The organism is Microcystis sp. M31BS1 (assembly GCF_020245285.1).
Taxonomy (GTDB): Bacteria; Cyanobacteriota; Cyanobacteriia; order Cyanobacteriales; family Microcystaceae; genus Microcystis; species Microcystis panniformis.
This window is the reverse complement of record NZ_JADBVE010000391.1, coordinates 1-19,501: the sequence shown is the minus strand read 5'-3', so window position 1 is coordinate 19,501 and position 19,501 is coordinate 1. Positions and strand designations below refer to the sequence as shown.

At 37.9% G+C, this 19,501-nt stretch carries 8 protein-coding genes; 1 reads left to right on the top strand and 7 read right to left on the bottom strand.

Annotated features, from left to right (window positions below):
• Window positions 1-423: 423 nt before the first annotated feature.
• Complete coding sequence (rpsD, locus tag IM509_RS21885; RefSeq protein WP_002737433.1) at window positions 424-1,032, top strand: 30S ribosomal protein S4; 609 nt, start codon at window positions 424-426, stop codon at window positions 1,030-1,032.
• A gap of 210 nt (window positions 1,033-1,242) precedes the next feature.
• Here rpsD and IM509_RS21880 read toward each other — a convergent pair whose 3' ends face one another.
• The 7 genes from IM509_RS21880 to IM509_RS21850 form a co-directional block, all read right to left on the bottom strand.
• On the bottom strand, window positions 1,243-3,069 hold the full coding sequence (locus IM509_RS21880) for a hypothetical protein (protein ID WP_185237051.1): 1,827 nt from the start codon (window positions 3,067-3,069) through the stop codon (window positions 1,243-1,245).
• A gap of 21 nt (window positions 3,070-3,090) precedes the next feature.
• On the bottom strand, window positions 3,091-7,650 hold the full coding sequence (locus IM509_RS21875) for a DUF6603 domain-containing protein (protein WP_185237052.1): 4,560 nt from the start codon (window positions 7,648-7,650) through the stop codon (window positions 3,091-3,093).
• Window positions 7,651-7,685: 35 nt separating this feature from the next.
• Window positions 7,686-10,892, bottom strand: coding sequence for a V-type ATP synthase subunit I domain-containing protein (locus IM509_RS21870; RefSeq protein WP_185237053.1), 3,207 nt, complete (start codon window positions 10,890-10,892; stop codon window positions 7,686-7,688).
• 121 nt (window positions 10,893-11,013) lie between these two features.
• The gene (locus IM509_RS21865; protein ID WP_012264623.1) at window positions 11,014-11,349 is read right to left on the bottom strand and encodes a nucleotidyltransferase domain-containing protein; all 336 of its coding nucleotides are present in this window, start codon (window positions 11,347-11,349) and stop codon (window positions 11,014-11,016) included.
• Window positions 11,350-11,605: 256 nt separating this feature from the next.
• Window positions 11,606-12,136 carry a type I restriction endonuclease subunit R gene (locus IM509_RS21860; protein WP_260441218.1) on the bottom strand — a complete coding sequence of 177 codons (531 nt, stop codon included), beginning with the start codon at window positions 12,134-12,136 and terminating at the stop codon, window positions 11,606-11,608.
• A 28-nt stretch (window positions 12,137-12,164) separates the two neighbouring features.
• On the bottom strand, window positions 12,165-14,372 hold the full coding sequence (locus tag IM509_RS21855; RefSeq protein WP_260441219.1) for a LamG domain-containing protein: 2,208 nt from the start codon (window positions 14,370-14,372) through the stop codon (window positions 12,165-12,167).
• Between the two features lie 49 nt (window positions 14,373-14,421).
• The gene (locus IM509_RS21850) at window positions 14,422-18,342 is read right to left on the bottom strand and encodes a hypothetical protein (protein WP_260441220.1); all 3,921 of its coding nucleotides are present in this window, start codon (window positions 18,340-18,342) and stop codon (window positions 14,422-14,424) included.
• Between the last annotated feature and the right edge of the window lie 1,159 nt (window positions 18,343-19,501).

Here is a 19,501-nt window from a genome sequence, read left to right as displayed (position 1 = left end):
GTGTCCCACGGTACGTTGACCGCCTATAGCTTCTTGTACTTGTTGCGCGCGACTTTTTACCCGGCCAAGCTTTTCTGGTCGGAACCCCCTAAGCCGAGTTTTCAAGGTGCTGCGCCGTCCACTTGGTTTTCGAGACTGGCTTTTTAATTCTAACGTAAAGCCAACCTAGAACGGCGGGGGTTCAGACCCAAAATTTCCGATGAAAAAAATACATCAGCTGCCGTCAGGAGGCGGTTATCAGTTATCAGTTATCAGTTATCAGTTCACTGAGAAAACTCCCCACACCCCACACCCTACACCCTACACCCTACACCCCACCTCCCCACTTTCCCACTACCCCACTTCCCACACCCCAAATAAATTACTTAATTTGTGCTACGATAATAGTTTTGGGATAAATTTAAATAGGAGCAGACTGTCTGTATGTCTCGTTATAGAGGACCGCGCTTGCGCGTTGTGCGTCGTTTAGGGGAATTACCAGGGTTAACCCGTAAAAATGCCCGTCGTGCCTATGCACCGGGGCAACATGGCCAGGCCCGCAAAAAACGTTCAGAATATGCCATTCGTCTAGAAGAAAAACAAAAACTGCGTTTTAACTACGGTGTCAGCGAGAAACAATTAGTTCGCTATGTCCGCAAAGCTCGCCGGGCTACTGGTTCCACCGGTCAAGTGCTGCTGCAACTCCTAGAAATGCGTCTGGATAATACCGTTTTCCGTCTCGGTATGGCCGGGACAATTCCGGGGGCGCGACAATTAGTCAATCATGGTCACGTCACCGTTAACGGTAGAGTTGTGGATATTGCCAGTTATCAGTGCCGTCCGGGTGATGTGATTGGAGTTAGAAATCAAGAGCGTTCCCAGGATCTCGTCAAAAGAAATATGGAATACCCCGGTTTAGCCAATCTGCCGAGTCATTTGGAATTTGACAAAAACACCCTTGTGGGCAAAGTGAATGGCGTTGTGGAAAGAGAATGGATTGCCCTCTCGATTAATGAACTGTTAGTAGTGGAATACTACTCTCGGAAAGTCTAGGAAAAAAGCCTTTTCCAGATACCTTGAGGACGCAATTGGCAGCGTCCTTATTTTATTGGTTAAATTTAGGTTGAAAGATAGCAAAAATACGATGCTAAGTAGCTGGTTATAATTAAATTTAAAATGGATTTTAGGTTTGATCCCCCCTTAGTCCCCCCTTAATAAGGGGGGCATCTGATAATTTTTAATGCCTACCTAGTTAATAGGTTTTTAAGAACCAATAAATCTCACTTTTTCTACTCCTTCAATCATCTCTAAAGCCAATTGAGCAGAGGTAAATGAGCTACTATTTTTAATAGCTATAGCTAGGTTGTTAATATTGATGACCTTTTTATTTTCATCCCTCCAAGGAAAAACATGAGAATCAATGTTTTTACCACTTCTCAATTGTTTGTAGGTTTTCTTCTCATCATCCAAGTCTAGTCCGAAATGTAATGTTTCTGGTTTTTGGTGAATATCTAATGTTTTGATTTCTCCCTTAAATAAACAGATTAAAACATTAGCAGAAAGACGTTCCATCCGTAGTAATTCAATCTTGTTTATATCATCTTCATTATAACCATCAACGAGTAAACCCGGCCAACCTGACACCACATCTGAACGGAGTAAAAAACCAGTTACTATGGGGTAATTGTTAACAGCAGGATTTGTTTTATTTTCTTGATCGTGTTTATGATCTGATGTAGTTACTCGACCAATACTAAATGCTCCATCTAATAAGCATTCTATCCAAAGGGAATCAAGATAGAAGAAACGAATTGATTCTACAGGTAACATAAGTTCATCAGGAACCAGATAATTAAAAGGTACACCTTTAAGAAGACTTAAATCTTCAAACCAATTATAAATACTCTCAGGAAGTTCTGTATTAGGTTGATTGTAAACGGGTAAATGAGTTTCGATATTTTGTAAGCTTTGTCTATGAGTGCGTTTCCAATTATAGAGACTAACGGATAAATTTTTACTCTGTAAAGCGAGTAATCTTCCTAATTCCCAAGCAGCAGAGTATGAAACATCAAACATACCATTATCAGGATTATAGATGATTAATTCATCTGCTGTACGAATGGGTAAAGTGATGTTATTGTTAGGGTTGTTTCCTGTGATCAAAGGACTATGATACCAAGAGAAGGTTTTCCCTCCTTGTCGTAAAAAATGGGGTAAGGGAACATAACCCATAGATAGATATTTTTCGGCTTCAGTATTATTAAATTGTGGCAATCTTAGGGTACTAGGTTCTCGGTTAAGATGGATCAAAAGTCCTTTAAAACTTTGCTTTTCATCAATACAAGAAAAACTCCAACTTTTTAGGCTAACTAAACGAATATTATCATTATCTCCTGCTCCCTGAAAATCAAAACCGTTATTATTATAACGTCCTTCTAAAGAAACCAGATGGACGATACTTCTGCCACTTTTTTGAGGAAGTCTATTACAAATAATAACGGCTAATTCATCGCCGATTAATTTTCCTTGAGCATCTGTTCCTTGACGAACATGAGCAAGATAAGTTAAGTCTTCTTTAGGGGGTAAAATTTTTTCTAATAACTGTTTTTGGACATCAATAATTATTACTTTATCGTCTTCATGTTGTCCACTTTCTAGGGTAAAATTGGGAAATTTAGCGGGATAACTATTAATATTTTTTAAGGTTTCTAGGGTAATAATTTGAGTTTCTGGTGCTTCCGTTTCTTCAAATAATAATAAAGCTAACCAAGGAGTATTATTATTATTACTAATAGATTGACGTTCCCAAGGTAAGGTACTACGGTTTAGGATAATATGGGGTAAAACATTGGAATGTTCTCCTAAGCTACCATCAGGGGGAAATACAGCGTGGATGTCTGTAGGTTTTAAGTCAAATCTTTCTGCACCTACAGAAAATTTTCTAGTAATCTGAAAGGAGTTATTTGCTGTAATTTTTTCCTCTTTTATTTCTTGTGTAAGAGTAATCTCATAATCACCATCTTTTAAAGCTGGTTGATGATACTGAATAAATTCAATTTTAGTGGGTTCAGTTGTGGTAGTTTCTGGCATTTTTGACTCCTTTAATAATAATTAATTAACTAAAACTCCAATTTTAGGTAAACCTAAGAAATGATCGGCAATTGTTGCACTGAGATCAATTTCTTCACTGTTTAAATTTAGTGCTTTTAGTAAATTATCTCTGGTGTTGTTGACTGCGTTATCTACAATAGTGCTACTAATGTCTTTAGTGGTTTCCTCCTGAAAAGTGCCAATTGTCTGCCAATGATAAGCATTATCAATCGAAACAGGGCTAAATTGTAATTCACTGCGATTAATGGCTTGAGTTGCCCCCAGTTCTGGTTGTTTTTTAGGTTTAATTTCTAATCCAGATAGGGTATTTTCAATAAATTGATTACCATTCAAACTAGGGTTTAAAGATTCGCCCCAAAGTGCGATGGGAACTTTTTTAAATAGGGGAATACAAGTAAAATTTTTGTCAAATTCTGCTGAACTTAGAGACTTGCCATCTCTAGTTATACTAATCGTTAAATCTGAGGTTAATTGCTCCGATTTGACTTCCATTGGACTGATGCCAAATTGGGTATTACTTGCCGCGATTTGGATTTGATCGTCTTGAAGAGTTATATCTTTAGTATAGACAGCTTTCTTAGCAGGAATGACTGAATTAGTGACTAAGCAGAAATCTTTAGGATTAATGATCCCTAAATCTGTTTTATCATCTTGATTAACTTTTCTGACTAAACCCTCTTTAACGGCAATGGTACAAATAGCATCAGCAGCAGGGAGAAAAGAGGTTTTAAACTCATTCCAGTCAATGGCTGTGGGTGCTTGCGAGGCACTGCTACCAAAGCTCACATCAAAAGAAATAATCCAAAGATGAATATGGGCAATCCCTGTAAATTCGGGTCCCCAGATGTGTAAATCTGCCCCTAATTGAACGGTAATATGCTGAGTCCCGAAAAATTGGAAAGTATAGGAAACCCCCATATCAATATAGATAGAAATATCGTAGTGATAGGGTTTCCAAGACATGAGAAAGTCTGCCCCGGCGTTGAACCAAGCACTCAGAGGACCACTATTCCAAGTAGCTTGGAGGTGTCCCCCGGCCATGATAGCGGAAGGAGTCAAGGCAAAATAAGCATCTGCTTTGAGGTAAAGTTCACTGCTAACTTGCCAATTAAGCCCAAGGCGAGGTACTTTCGGGTAATGGTCTGGGACTTTAAAGAGGGGATGATAACCCCCTAAAGTGAGGACAAAATCTCCCTCATGGACGTTAGGGGCAAACCAGCCATAAAAGGCAAATCCTCCAGTGAGATGACAAGCTTGAGAAAGGATATAAGAGTTAGGAGTAAGTTGGGCAATAACGCCAATAAATCCTTCGGCGGGCAGAAAACTGGCTTTGAGGGCTAGTTGTACCTCGGCAACTGGGGGGACTCCTGCGCCTACATTTGGGGGGGCGATGAGGGTGGCTAAACCAAGTATATTAAGTTCAAAACGATTACCAAAAGCGACGGTAAGCAGGAGAAAAGAATCAATCAGTTTAAAAGAGGTGAATTTAATGCCGATGGCGAGGAATATTTGCCCAGTTTCGGGGGGGATATAGTCTCGGAGTTTGGTTAGTTCTCCTGTGAGTCGGGCGGCTTGGTCTGAGTTAGAACCCTCAGCAGGAGGAGGGTTAACCGCTTCGGCGACAAGGGGGAAGGTGGCAATTTGGTCAATGGTGGGGACTTTGAGGGCGCGGTTATAGCCAAAGCCGGCGGCTAATCCGGTGACGAAGAAGAAGGAGGGGCCACCGATGGGGTAGTCAAGAATGGCGTAGATAAAGAGGGAGGGATGCCCTTGAAAATAAGCATAGGACCCTATGGCGGAAAGTTTGAGGGCTTTGCCTTTGACGTTAAATTTGATAACGGCGGCACCGTCGTATTCGTCGTAGGTTTTTCCATCTTGGGTGGTGATTTTGGTTCTGAGGAATGCGCCACCGATTTCTAGGGTGTCGCTGCCTTTGTAGTCGATGCCGATGCCTTTAAGTTCAAATTTGGGGTCAAATTGATTGAGGGGGGAGTTAACGGCAAGTCCATCGAGGGAGAGGGAAAGTCCGGCTAGGTTAAGACTAGCATCTAATAAAACCCAGATTTTTGAGTCTTGGTATTTTAGACCAACTCTCTGAAAGTGGACAGGCCCTAAGCTTTTTTGCAGTGTAAACCATTTGGTACTATCACTAATTGGGGTGGGAGTAGAGGTCGGGGTGACGACTGAGGGAGAAAGGTTATTATCCCGTGGGGGGGTTGTTCCTTCTATTTGACCATTATCTTTATTGATGGTGATGGGGAGTTCTAATTGTTGGATTTCGCTTCCGAGTTGAAGCGAGGGGATAAGGTCTAGACCTTGCTTAATATTGGTGGTGGGGAGTTGAATGCCTCCGTCGGTATATAAAGTGTTTAAGGCTTGTAATTCTGGGGCTGTAAAATCAGCTTTAGTTGCTAAGATTTGTAGGGAAATTTTCAGGGTTTGATTGGGAGGAAATTCTTGTCCGACTAAGGGGAGGTTAGAGAGGTTAATGCCACCATCAATATTTAAACCAAAGAGAAAGTTAGTTAAGGTTTGTTGTTTAGCATAGGCAAATAAGGCATCTTTTAGGCTTATTTCTAGTCCTTCTGGTATATCCTCTTTTAACTGAGAATCAATATAACCAATTAGGTCTTTAATTTTTATCGTCTGGTCATCATGGTAAGCGGCGAGGAATTTGGTAGAGGTTTGGTCAGTATCGAAAATGAGGGCAAATTTTAAGCTCCCAATAGTGATATGTCCATCAAAGTGTTTTTGATAAGAACCGTCTAATTGTTGGGTAATATTAATTTGAAGAATTACATCAATTATTTCTTCTTCGATCTCCAATATAGATTCACAGGTAAAGTAGAAATTCTTTGTTTCAGTATTGAAATAAGTTGCTATATTTTCAACCACTAATCCCTCAATAGCTTTGGGAAAACCTTCATCTGTTATTCCAAAGGTTGTTACTAAATCTTTTATTAACAGTCCGATGGGAATTTGCTGTCCAGGTCTGGTACTTCCGGCAAAAGTCCAACCCCCACTTTCGTTGGCATTAGTCGCCAGCAGAATCAGATCTACCCCGGCAATAGTCAGAACACTGTTAATTGTAGCAAAGCTACCACCAAGGTTCTTTTCTATCTCTAGATGTAAATATTTAAGGGGTAAGATAGAAGTTCCTCCCAAGTTCAATTCCCAATCACTAGCCATCTCTATTTCAAAGGCGTATAACCCTTGTTTGATATCAGCACTTACCGAAAGGTCTAATATGGAGATGTGTGGCAGGTGAGCATTGGGGATTATTTCCTCAATGATTTGCTCTAAGGCGATGGTTTGATATAAGCCAAGTTCACCATAAAAAGCAAAGTCGGGAAAGACGGCTGAAGCGTTTACTAAACCCCCTCCCACATTAAAAGCGGATAGGAGATAAAAACGAATAGGAGTAGGATATCCTGGACTAACTTCCCATCGTAATAATAAATCCTCAATTGTTAATGCTTTTCCTAATAAGGGTTGATTCCAGTTTGCTGTGGTACCGATACTTAAGACAATATAAGATACCCTCAGTGGACTTAGGGATAAGTGTAAGGATAATTCACGAATTTCTAGGGTACTTAATGAGTTTATTGCCAGAGGAAAGGTATCGCTATTGTTGGGTAAATGACCACTTAATAAGTTAGTAAAAGTGTCGAAACCAGGAAAAGGAATAGGTTCTGCATTTTCGATGATGAGTTGTGTACTCCCTACGGGCCAGACTATCTCTACGTTTTTAGGTGTTTTTGAGGTTCCTATGCTAACTCCCCCTAAAAAGCTAATCCCTGATCCTATATAGTTAGCATAAAGAGAGATGCTGGTATGCAAGACAAGTGAAGAAATCCCAAAACTGAAAATATCTTCATAGGTTTTAGTAAAATTTAGTTCTATCTCTAAGCGTATTTCTTCGTATTCAGGTTGTTGATTTAGATAGCCATAAAAAGGTAAAGATAAATCTTGATAACCTGCAAACTCTATTAGTGTATCTAAAAGTGGCATCTCAGAAAGTGCTATCTCTGAAACAAAATTTAGCCCCTGATGGATTTTACTAATATTTAAGGTAGTATCTAGTAATGTGAGATAGGATTTTGGGGTTTGATCTTTCTGAAAATTGTGGGAAGAAAAAACCAGTACCATCGGCTTATCAGCGGGAAATCGTAAGTCGTAAAAAAGTGAGGATTGATTACCCGCATCTGGACCTAAGTTGCCAAAATTAGTATAATCGGGAAGGTCTGGATAAGACCAAGAAAAATCCCAAACCTTCGGGAGAGTGGCTTTTAGTAGGTACTCTAACTGACCGTTATAGATAAAAAAAATGCCTTCGACAGCTTGCAGTCTTACCCCCAGTAATGAAGGGATTCTTGCTTGAAAATATAGGGAATCATCCGTTTCTGCGATGGGTTGTTTTACTGCCTCAAGTTGTAATATTTCTCCAGAAAAGGCTTGTTGAAGTTGATTAGCTAAAGCTGAACCGATGGCATTCTGATCCAGTGTTAAATGACCTAAGTTGAGTTGGTTTTTGATAGACTGAAGGTTGGGATTGATCATATAAATAGTTTTGTTTTTTAATGGGATAGATTGATTTACAGTTTATTAGCATTTGAAACCATACTTTGTTGGTTTTTTAATCTTTTCTTTTTATCCCCAGGTAAAGTTTCTTCTTTTGTTTCTTTAATCTGTCTCTTCAGGCTTTCGACTTGTTCCCCAATGCTGTCAACTTCCATTGTAGGGTTCGCCTTCTTAAGTTCTTCTTTCATGACCCCAATTTTCGTTGCTATATTTTTCTGAATTTCCGATATTTTTTTAATAGTTTCTGTCAAATAATTAATGTTTTGCAACAAAACTGAATCTTTATCTTTAATAATCAATTTAAGTTGGCTTTGATTTTGCTGTTCTACGGTCATATTTTTAAAATCTTCTGCAATTTTATGGTAAATAGTTATTTGAGATTGAATGTCAGTATTAGCATTTTTAAGCAATTCTTGTAGCATATTGCAATTTTCCTCTAGTTGCTCTAGATTTATGTTTGCAAAATTAGGATTAGGGTTTGCTAGAATTCCCTTTATTTCGGATATTTTTTGTTCTATTTGTTCTGCAAACTTGTCTATTGACTTCAGATTATTGAATATTTCATTTAGTTTTCGATCTAAATCTAAAACTCTGCCGATAATCCCCGCTTCTTCCTCGCTAGGTAGCAGTTTTTCTACACGGCTTTTAATTTTTTGCTTGTACTCAGACTCTTTACCCATTGCTATATACAACGCTCTTTCTACCATGTAATCAAGGATCTGGCATTCATGTAAGTTTATGCTTTCACTTTGAGCATCGTAGATGTGGTCAAACACCTTTTTCCCATCATAATAAAGCTTGTAGCGCATCCAACGGGCTATTGGTAGATACATGAAAAAATGTTTTTCCAAATTGTGCCGGAACTGGAAAAGCTGTTTCTTTTTATCTAGATTAGTAGCAGAATCGCTAATTGCATCTGACAATTTCTTAAAAGCTGTTCTAAGAGCCTCATCATCTATGTTACCAGAAGCATTTGTTTTAAATTTTAATCTATATTCATCTGGGGATACATTAGGAACTTTTTCAAAGAATTCGCTTTGTTGATTTTTTACCGTATGATCTGTAACACCAGTCAATAAAGTTTTATTTAATTTGTCTTGCGTATAACTTACTCCTGTTACCCATGTACCCGCATTCGGTATCAAATAAGCCGTAATTCGGGCTTTTAATTTACTTCGTTCAACTTCTTTAAAATCGGTTTTATTTTGACTGACGCGACGTTGACCAGTTTCAATCGCCAGTTGTTCAGTGTTGCAGTGTTTACTACCAGAAACAAAATTACCCAATTCTTCTGGACCGCCATCCCCATGACCAAACAGGTGACACCATTCTTGATCGGTTTTTAAACTAGAAGCATCAACAGTAGCATTTGCATTTAGTTCATTATCTTTGCGCCATTGCTCCTTAACAGCATTATCATTAAGCTGTCCTAGTACATATTTAGCAAAGGAGGTAGCCGATAATTTAGAATCAGTTATTTTAGGCGTGATATTACTGGCTTTCATCCCAGGATATACATGAAAATTACTCAAGGCTTCTGCCATCGTTTTCCCCGCATCTACTCGTTCATTTTCGTTAACACCTAAAGTGAGATCTTCTCCAACAGCGTTGAACTTTTTCCAGACTCGGTAGCCAGTATTGTCTAACTTTACAGATATTTCAATTTCTTTGATATCAAATTTATAATCATAACCAGGAATGCTCGGATTCGTAACGCGAGGCGGAAATGGGTCTTTTAGAGGCTTATTTCTCTTAGGTTCTGACGGATTAAATGTTTTATAATATTGAATCAAACTATTTATACTACCAATGACAGGATTTTTAAATCCATCTTTTTTGACTTTGTCGTAAGGCCAATTAGTAGGGTAGAAAGCATCAGATGTGTTAGTTGTGCGGTTTTGTTGAATTTTTGGACGATTAGCTGATGTTACTAAAAACTCTGGATTTAATTCAAACAAATAACTCCATAATTTTGCTAAGGGAAAATTTGCATCTCCATCAGGCAAATTAATTAACCATTTATAGTTTACCTCATTCACCCTATCGGCACGCATAGGATAGCCACTACTTCCACGCCCTCCCTCGCTTATATTTACGGCGGAGATATGCCCCATTAAAGTTCCCCCGTTATCGTGGTAAAAACAGTGATAGTTTCCCTTAGGAAGCTCGCAAGCCGCCTGATGTGCTAAGGCTTTAGCTGCGTCTTTTTCAGTCTGATTTCTTGAAACATCGTCTTTGTTTTCAGCCGTTTTGAAATGAATTTTTTGTAACAATTTATCTTCTTTTTTGTTATTCTCTAGGAATGGATTTATTGTTGCAACTCGATCTACGTTGTCCCTGCCATATTTAGTATTCAACTTATTAACTACCTCTATTAATTTAATCAAATAACGATATTTCTCATTTTCTTTTCCTAAAAAATATTCAGCCATAGATTCGTTTGTAGTAACACCAACAGTAACATTTTTTTTGACATTATTATTGTATATATAAGTTCGCTTTATCTCATAATCATTAGAACCATCTTTTTTTCCGTATTTATATCTTTGGGTATCTTCACTATTATCCAGAAAAAGCAGTCTAGCGTTAGGATTTACATAAACACCGTAATATAAGTCAGTACCATTTTTATAAGATTCCTCTAGGCTGATAGCAATAGCTGGCACGATTAAGGTTGTATCCTGAAGTGGTTTTTCATTGTTTATCCAGTGTTTTCCTCCTATCTTATTACCTGTACTATTAGCAAATGTTACAAAAATTTTATTGAGCAAATTTGCATTTACAATGCGTAATCGGTTCAGTATTGTTTGATTGTCAGCACTATCTTTTACCTCATTGTCACCTTCGAGCCATTTCCAGTAGTATTTATTTTCTTCATCGGCTATTCGAGCTAAAAGTGTGTCAACATCTTTAGAAAGATGGGTGTCTTGTAAGATATAGCCAATGAGGCAATCATTGAAGTTGCATTCCTTTCCCCAGAAATCTTTCATTGAAGTCTCAAACTCCGAAGATATTTTTTCGTTCCTCGTGGGTTCTGGTTCGTTTTTAGGCTTAAAATCGGTTTTAAGCTTAAAAGTTGTTAAAGCCGCTTTGAGTATAGATTGATAGTAATCTGTTATGGTAAGCGTTTGTGTGGTATTAATTGTAATGACATTAATAACATTGTCTTTAAACTCAACTCGATCATCTGTTTCGATTTTTATAGCTTGGAAGTTTCCCATGATTTGACCTACCTGTTAATAGATTAATAAATTGTGAAGAAGATTAAGATTTATCTGCGATCGCTTTTCATTTTCCTTGCAAGTTGACGAGCTTTTAAAAGTAATTCAATCTGATCTTCTGTCATAGAATTATTCCCTTTTTACGAATATTCCTAAGCAAAAAACCAGAACGATGAATGAATCGGTATTCATCCATAAATATACAACTGATTACCGCATCTTTTTCTAAAGATAAACTGGCTATAATGGATCCAGTTTTTTCAATTTCTTCACCTGCATTTACTTCTCCTTTGAGAACGACTAAGACATCAATATCAGAGTCTGGATGCGCGTCACCCCTGGCCTGAGAACCAAACATGATCAACTGTTTAAGGCGATCGCCGTAATGATTTTTTAATTCTCGTTTCAGTCGAGCGAGAATGGTTTTTAGGGTATCATTAACAATCGTTAATGTCATGCTTAATCATTCTTTTAGGGTAGGGGTTGAATTAGGAGGGTGCTGCCCTCGGCAGCTCCCTTCGATACGCTTTCCGCATTTTAACAGAGGACTAGAATAAAGAGCGATTATTTCAATATCTTTTAATTTCTTAACCCGTCCTGTTTATGATCATAATTTTAGCAATTTGTTTGAGAATTTGCAAGATATCCTCTAACTGATTTCTCCGGGGTAAAAGCAGGGAAAAAATGTTAGAAAAGTCATATTGAGGAACGCCTTAGATCAGCATTTTAATAAACATAAATTCATCACCGTTACCTATCAAACCATAGACAGGGATTTGAGGGTTAGGATTTGCCATCATGTAAGTCATTATTTGCGGTAATGCAACGGGAAAAGCAATGGTAGATTTAGACTCAATGATTAACACCCACAGTTGTGGAGCAATAATTAAAGTATCAATTCTCCCCCGTAAGATTTCCTCCTCTTCTTCTATTTCTAGTTCAACACTTGCTTCCGTGGTGACATAGAAAGGTTCATCATATAAACCCGCCAAAGTTAGTAAAGGAGAAATGAGTAATTGATTGATCACTCCTTCTGCTAAAGGACTTCTCTCTCTATGGCGTTCAAATCGTCTTTTGATTTGCTCTAAGGTTTCTTTTTCTTGAGTAGTTAAATCAGGTAAGTCCTGTTGCCATTCATTAAAAAATTGATCGTTATCTGTAGCAGATAAATTAAACTTTTGCTTCAGAACAGCCAAGGTGGTGATAGTTTTAGAAATTGGGTAAGTCTGTATCATGCTTAACATAATCTTTTGTTTAGTTTATCGTTCATAATTATTCATTTAATGTAGCTCCAATCCTCCAAGCAAAAATTCGATAGCTACCTTTGGTAAAACGTTGACTTTTCCTTTCCGGTCCATAAGTTGAAGTATTGTCTGCAGCAAAAACGGCCTGTCCTGCTGTTGCAAAATCAAAAGTATTATGGTCTGGCATCAATAAATAATAACCACAATAGCTATTTGGGAAGTCACCATCATTGACTCTACGAAGTGTCGTTTTTGCATCCCATATTCTGCCATTAGTATCTTTAAAAAGAATTTGAGTAACTAATAAGAAAGTTCCTAAGTTATGCTCTTTCTTATAATTTTTATTTATTTCAACATCAAACCAACCACTATCATAATTGGCAATAAGTTGACCTAGAGAAAATTTGCCTGTGATCGCTGTATCTCCCTTTACTTTCAATTGTTCAGTCCCTGGAGTAATACCCATGCCAACCTTGCCGCGCTCATCAAACAAAATGGGTGATTTTTCTATCGTACAAATAAAAGTTCCATCCCAATAACCCGGAATATTTTCATAGCGGATATAAAGATTTGTCTGACCGGAAGGAAGAGAAGAAAGGATATTACTAACTATTAATTCAATACCCTGTTCCTGTCGTAACTCAACGTTTTCTTCATTTTGATTAGTTATTGTCCAAGTTGGCGATTCTCCTTGAGTCTCTTTAACAATTTTCCACTCCTCTATATGTCTTGCAGTCAGTCGAAAATCTGTTCCTTGAATCCCTATTCCTTGTACTTGACTTGTGGTTCCCAAAGCCCAATCCTTATTTTGATTTGCTTCTTGAACATCAAAAGAGATAATAAACTTAGAAGCTTGATCCCCCTTACTATCTGGAATCAAAGGAATAGATTTATCTTTTAATACATTAACAATTCGCAAAGTTAACTTATTTGTCGTTGTGCCATCATTCAAAATCCGATTAGAGCCTACAAAACTGACATGAAGCGGAATATTTTTCTTCCCTCGATGATCGATAACGCTGAGTTTTTTTTCTCGATAATAATGAGTTAAAGTCTCTCCTTGATAAGTAAACTCTGGACATAAAAACTCAACTCTGGTTGTTCTCGCCCCTCCCGCTGCTGAAGCACTGACATTTGGCAGGGTTAAAGTAACGACCTCATTAGCTGATAAAGTAGTATTAGTTGTTAAGAAATAGAGAGAAACTATCCCATCTGCTTGAGTAACAGGAGAACTCATACTCCAATTACTTTGGGGTTTTAAAGCCAATTGCTGTAAAGATTTAGGCGATAGAGTATCAGGTCTAAATCTTAATTCAAAATGATAATTATTTTGAGTGACTGCTCCACTTTTTGCTGGTAAAGTAATCTCTTGTTCTGTATCATTTTGAATTTCAAAAACCAGTTCTTCTCCCTTAGTATCATTTTCAATAAAGATAACTGACTCTTGATCCTCTCCTTCATATAAATTAAAATCAAGAGGATAGGCAAGATTAAAAGCGGCGATCGCCGTTAAATTATCATTTATATCCTGTTTAATTTCTTCTGGAGATAATGCCTTTTTATAGATGCGGAGATGAGCAATTGTTCCCGCGAAATAGTTAGCATAAGCTTCATTGCTTCCTCCTCTACGTGCTAGATAAAGAGGTGAATCATTTTGTGTTTGAGATTGGGTTGTATCATCCGTACTATTTTCTTCATGTCCATCTAAATAAAGCCGTAACTTGCTACCTTCTTTCACAAAAGCAATGTGATAAAATTGCTCACTATTAAGTTTAGTTGTGGTGGTGATAGAGGGATTATTAGAACCATCATATCTTGCCGCACAGATTGTTTGGTTATCAGGAATATATCTGATGACATAGGGATAACCTCCACTACCATTCCATTTTTCAATAATATCGTTGTCACCATTGGTTTTAAATGGTTGTTCTTTGGCTATTTTTATCCAACTGGCAACGGTAAAATCTTGATTAGTTGCAAAGTTAATGTCCTCTGAATTAGGAATTTCTATATAGTCTTGTCTTCCATCAAAAATGAAACAACTGCCAAAATGTTCATCACTCACAACTTGGGGACTACCATGAACACTATATTGGCTCTCAGTAGAAGCCGAAATATTCTCACTTAAAGCTGAAACATTCTCGCTTAAAAAAGCACTACGAACTCTTTGATTGTCTGCATCGGGGATAATGGTATCTAGTTTTAGATGTAGAACTAAGTCATTAGTGTTACTCATAATTGATACTCCTTGATTTAAAAAATTAACGGGTGAATTTTGAATAAACTTAGGGATTAGGACTATTAGGGTTGGGTGGCTCTTTTTTGGTGCTTAACTTTAACCATCCCTCTCGAATTTCTTGCTTGCCAGAGAAGATAGCATTAACATTAGTTTGACCTATTTTATCGGCAGTTGACCATTGTTCCTTTTCTTTCTCCAACCATGACCACTGATAACCAACTTCATCAGGTAAAGCTAAATTAATTTTACCATAATCTGTCAAGATAGGAGCAGAGAAGAAAGTAATTTCTATTTTCTCTAACGCTTGTTGATATTGATCCGGGGGAATATCAATTGATTTCGTCGGTAAAATTCCAGTAGTTGCGTGAACTTTTCCTCTGGGATCGATGAGCATAGTCAATAAAGTGGCTGGATCTTTTAGATTAAGATCAATGTGCCAAGGATTGTTAGCATTATGAAATTTAATTGCAGAATGATCAACTCCCTCTAAATCACTTTGAGGGGCATAAAATACATCCTTGAGACTTCCATTATCCCCTTCCAACCAATAACCTAATAAACCATCATTTAACTGTTTATATTCCCCTAAACGAATTGGAAACTTGACCTTTTCAAAGCCATCCGTTTCTCGGAAATTACGTCTTAAATCTTGCCAAAATACCCCCCAATCTTGGTTAATAGCTGGAAGTCCCTCTAATTCCAAATTTAAAGAAGCTCTGACTACGGCAATAGGTCGTCCCATTAACAGTGCTAAACCTTGATTTTGCGCTGAATTTTCGGGATCAATGTTTTCTAAACCACTATCTAAAGCCGAAATAAAATTAGACAAAAATTCTGCCCCCTGCTTAATAATATAGTTAATCACTTTTTGTAAATGATCATCAATTTTATCAAAGGGGATAACCGTATTTTCTCCCGGCGCAGCTTCCCATTTTGCTAATTGATTAATCGAACCCAAAGCCTTACCCTGATTATCATAGATAGCGAGACTATTATCTAAATTATTAGGCAATATCCAGCCACAAATAGGAGTAGTAGCTGGATGACTATTCATTTCCTGTTCCCCTTCAATTGCAGATAACCAACGGAAATTAATACGCGCCGGTTGTACCAAACGAGGGGGTAAAGATATCAGATAGGGACTGCCTGGAGTCGTCATCTGTTCAGGAGTGATAATATTTCTAATATCTAAATCTTTCACCTGTCCAAAAGTATCCACCAACCGTAACCGCAAAATCTTCATTACCCCTGAGCGAATTGGGTTAAAATCATTTAAAGGTTCTGGCGCACTACGGATACTTTGTTGTACCATTTCTTTTATTTCATCTGTAAAAGGCTGATAATCATTAAATCCTAAAGGATCAGCAATAGGTAACTGTAAGGTCTGTTTGTGCATCAATAAAGCCTCGTTAAACCCTCCTAAAGCTTGAGATAGACAATTTAGGCTTAAAAGATTTTGATAAGCTCTAATGGCAGTATAAATGGGGTCTTTTACCTTGTTTTCTGGCGTATTCAAAGAAGCATCATTTGTTGTTTCATACCATTCTTTTATGGCTTGGATATTATTACTAAGATAGTGATTATTTTGCTGTTTTTTAGTGATTTTCTTAGCCTCGTAATAATCTGACAAAATTTGTTTCTTTAAATAAACTTCTATTTTTTCCTTAAGCTTAATTCCGGCATGGGGTGTTAAAATACTCCGACCACTATAAACATTAGCAGCTTTAAGAACAGCCCCCTTTCCGTACTGTAAAGAAAGCTCTGGCTCGTTTTCTTTCAAGGTATAATTACCCGTAATAAACTCAGCATCATATTGATGATTATAGATGCCATGATTACAGCCATTTTGGAGGGGAAAAACTTCTACCTCCCACTCTAGTAAAAACGGATGCCAAGGTTGTTCTTCCCAAGTGTTAAAGCCAATATGTTCCCCTTTTTTATTGTTTTCTATCTGATCAATTTTACCGAGAATAGACGAAAATCCATTGAGAAAAATGTCCTCTTCCTGTTGTAAAATCTCACATTCTAACAGTCCATCATCCCTCAATCTTCCATCTTGTCCATGGCGAATGGTGGGTTTTACCCCTTCCCCCGCCATCAAGACAACTGGTTCTGTTGGTTGCCAATAACGGGAACCGGCAATAGGTTTCAGGGTATAAGGTGGTGGAGCTTTTAAAATTAGCTGAGGGAAAGAAACTTCTAAAAGCAGACGATTGCAACGGACTAATTCTTCTTCGTTTTTAGTAAAAATTAAATTTAAGGCATCTATAATTTCTCCTTGGTTTTTCCCTGCAATTTTACTGGACAAATCGGGGATTAACTGCTCAATTCTTTTAATTGGCTCTGTTTCGTTTTTAGTAAAAATTAAATTTAAGGCATCTATAATTTTTCCTTGGTTTTCCCCTGCAATTTTACTGGCCAAATCGGGGATTAACTGCTTAATTCTTTTAATTGGCTCTGTTGTTCCCTGTTCTAACTGATTAATCAATTTTTCCCAGTCTAAAATATCACTAACTTTTAATTTACACTGGGTAATATTTACTTGAGTAATCGCCTGTTGTAATTGAGTTAAAGATTTATTCAATAACTTTTCATAATTCTCTAGATCATTCAGTTTTGCCTTTAAAGGTTCAATTCCCTTCTCCTCAATATAATATTTAACTTCATCAATATCAGGATACTGAGCGGTGCTACCTTGGGGGGGATAAGCACTTAACATATACTTATACCAATCAGAAAAGAGTTGCCGACGCATTGACTCAATTTCATCGAAAGTGCAGTCATATTTCTGTTGAGAGAGATTAAGCTGATTCAGTTTAGGAGCTATATTATCGGGTAAAGTAACTTCGCTCTGAGCTTGAGCATCTTCAGCATTTGCTGTTGTAGTGTTTGTGCTTCCTAAAGTAATTGTCCATATTCTGCCAGATGAGACCGCATTAAACCCTTTTTCATGGCGTGCTTCCTCAAACTTAGCCGTTAGATCAAACTGCCGATGTTCTAGACTAGAAGATAGGGTTAAAGCTTCTAATTGATCTTCAATAATAGATCGAGAATTGTTGTCAATTTTTTGACCTAAATAAGCGGATAATGCCTCCGTTCCCGTATTTCCTACAGCCACTTCTACCGAAATTTCTCTCTCTGTATTGGTTGGAGACGCAAACTTTAAGCGGGCATAGCAAAGCATTCTTTGAGGTATTTGTTCATTGCTTTTAACGGGAATGTCCCACTTGAATTCTTCTTGTATCGCTTTGATTAATTCTTGTGTAGTTAATTGAGATTTTGATTTGATGAATTGATTGAAATAATCCTTTTCTAAGTGACGATACCACCCAATCACATCATACTGTAAACTATCAGTAGGTTGAGGAGAATAATCATCATAAAATCCAAAAACGCTGTGACAATTGGGATAAAAAGCCGCAAAAGTCGGTTCACCATAACCTACGGCAGTTAATAAGGGTAAGTATTCAGCCTTGGGATCATTTTCTAACCAAGCTTCTATAGGCAGTTTGCGACCTAAATAGCGAAATGGTTGATGATTACCATTACCATTTTTTATCTCAATGGGATAAACAATACTACCTAACTGCTCCCCTTCTCCTTCCCGATAAAGATAATCACTCTCCACTACCCATTGACGTTTTTTGCCGTTAAGAGTGCGTGTTACTAACCAGCGATTAGGAACTGATGGGAAAACTGTCTTTTTATCGCTATCTTGAATCCCTTTTGTTAAAGCATCGGGTAACGCCCAATGTAAATGGATTCCCGCTTTCAGGTAGAGATTTTGATTTTGAAAGGGTTGGGAAACAATCTCCTCGCTGATATGAGCAATATTCGGATTTACGTCTCTTTTTCTATTAAAATAAGGAACTATGCTCAAATCTGCCATCGCCTCTACAACTAGGCGATCTCTTTTCAGATAGAGAGCATCCAAATGAATAGGAATCATTAAAATACTATTGACCATGTTCTAATTAGGATTACAAGCATTTACTGTTGCTCTGATTCTAACAGGTTTAGTTTTCTAATGTTATAATGTTTAGTGTTTATTCACAAATCAGATTTATTTTTTCGGGTGCATCTCATAAGTAGGGTTGGCTGAATAAATCTAAAAACCGATGCTCTAAGTAGTTGGACAAAAGTAAAGTTAACTGTGGGGTAAGGAGTCGGTCGTCGGTCGTCAGTCCCGATGCCAAAGTTGGCACCGCCAAGCCTGAAAGTGGTACTTTTCCCTCCTGCCCCCTGCCTCTTTCAAGTCGGTCGTCAGTAAGAATTGCGGCAATTTACATTTCTTAAGATAGACAACAGAATTTATGTCAGACTACTTAACAAATATATCTTGACCACTATTCCTTGCGCGATAAACGAGCTTCGGCGGGTCTTGTTGCCAGAAAAAGTATGGGTCTTAGGAACTAGGACTCCTGCTTGGGTCGGGACAGAGCCTTGCAACCAGGAAAAAGCTACTAAGTGAGACATAATTTCTTAGTCTCACTTAGTAGAGGATGTTGGGTTTTACTTCCCGCAACCCAACCTTGTATCTTGAGAAGCAGGCAACCCGTCCCAACCTAGGTAAAAAATACCGCTTTGTAGCTTGGGTGCCTATATTCTGAAAAAGGGCTTGTACATCCAGTTCAACCGAGGTGCTTGACACCGTTAGGTAGCCACCGGAGCCACGCCGTCATCCCGAGGATACAAGCTCGAACAATCGCGCTTAGGCTTTAAACCTCCTATTCGCAAGGACGAGTATTCAAAGGGACAAAATAACTCAATCCTAGTAACGCTCTTCTGGGACTTTCGGAAATCCCTAACCGAATCCAGATTCTGAAACCCTTGGTTGACAAGTGATGGCTAACTTTTTTTCTAATAAAAACTCAAATTTAGGGTTTCTGTTAGTTAGCGATAGCTTGAAGGCTTACTCCATAAGAGAGCTAGGGTTTAGAGACTGTAAGACTTTTGCCAGACTCCCTCCAAGAGCGTTATAAACTTTGACATCCTCACCGCCGTAAACGGACGGTGATTCCCAAACCTCACGATTTAGGTTTCTGCTTCTTTCCCGAAGGATTTTTCGCACCTGCCTTAACAGATTTACTCTGTTCTGGTCTTATGGTCGCTCTACAGACTGACAC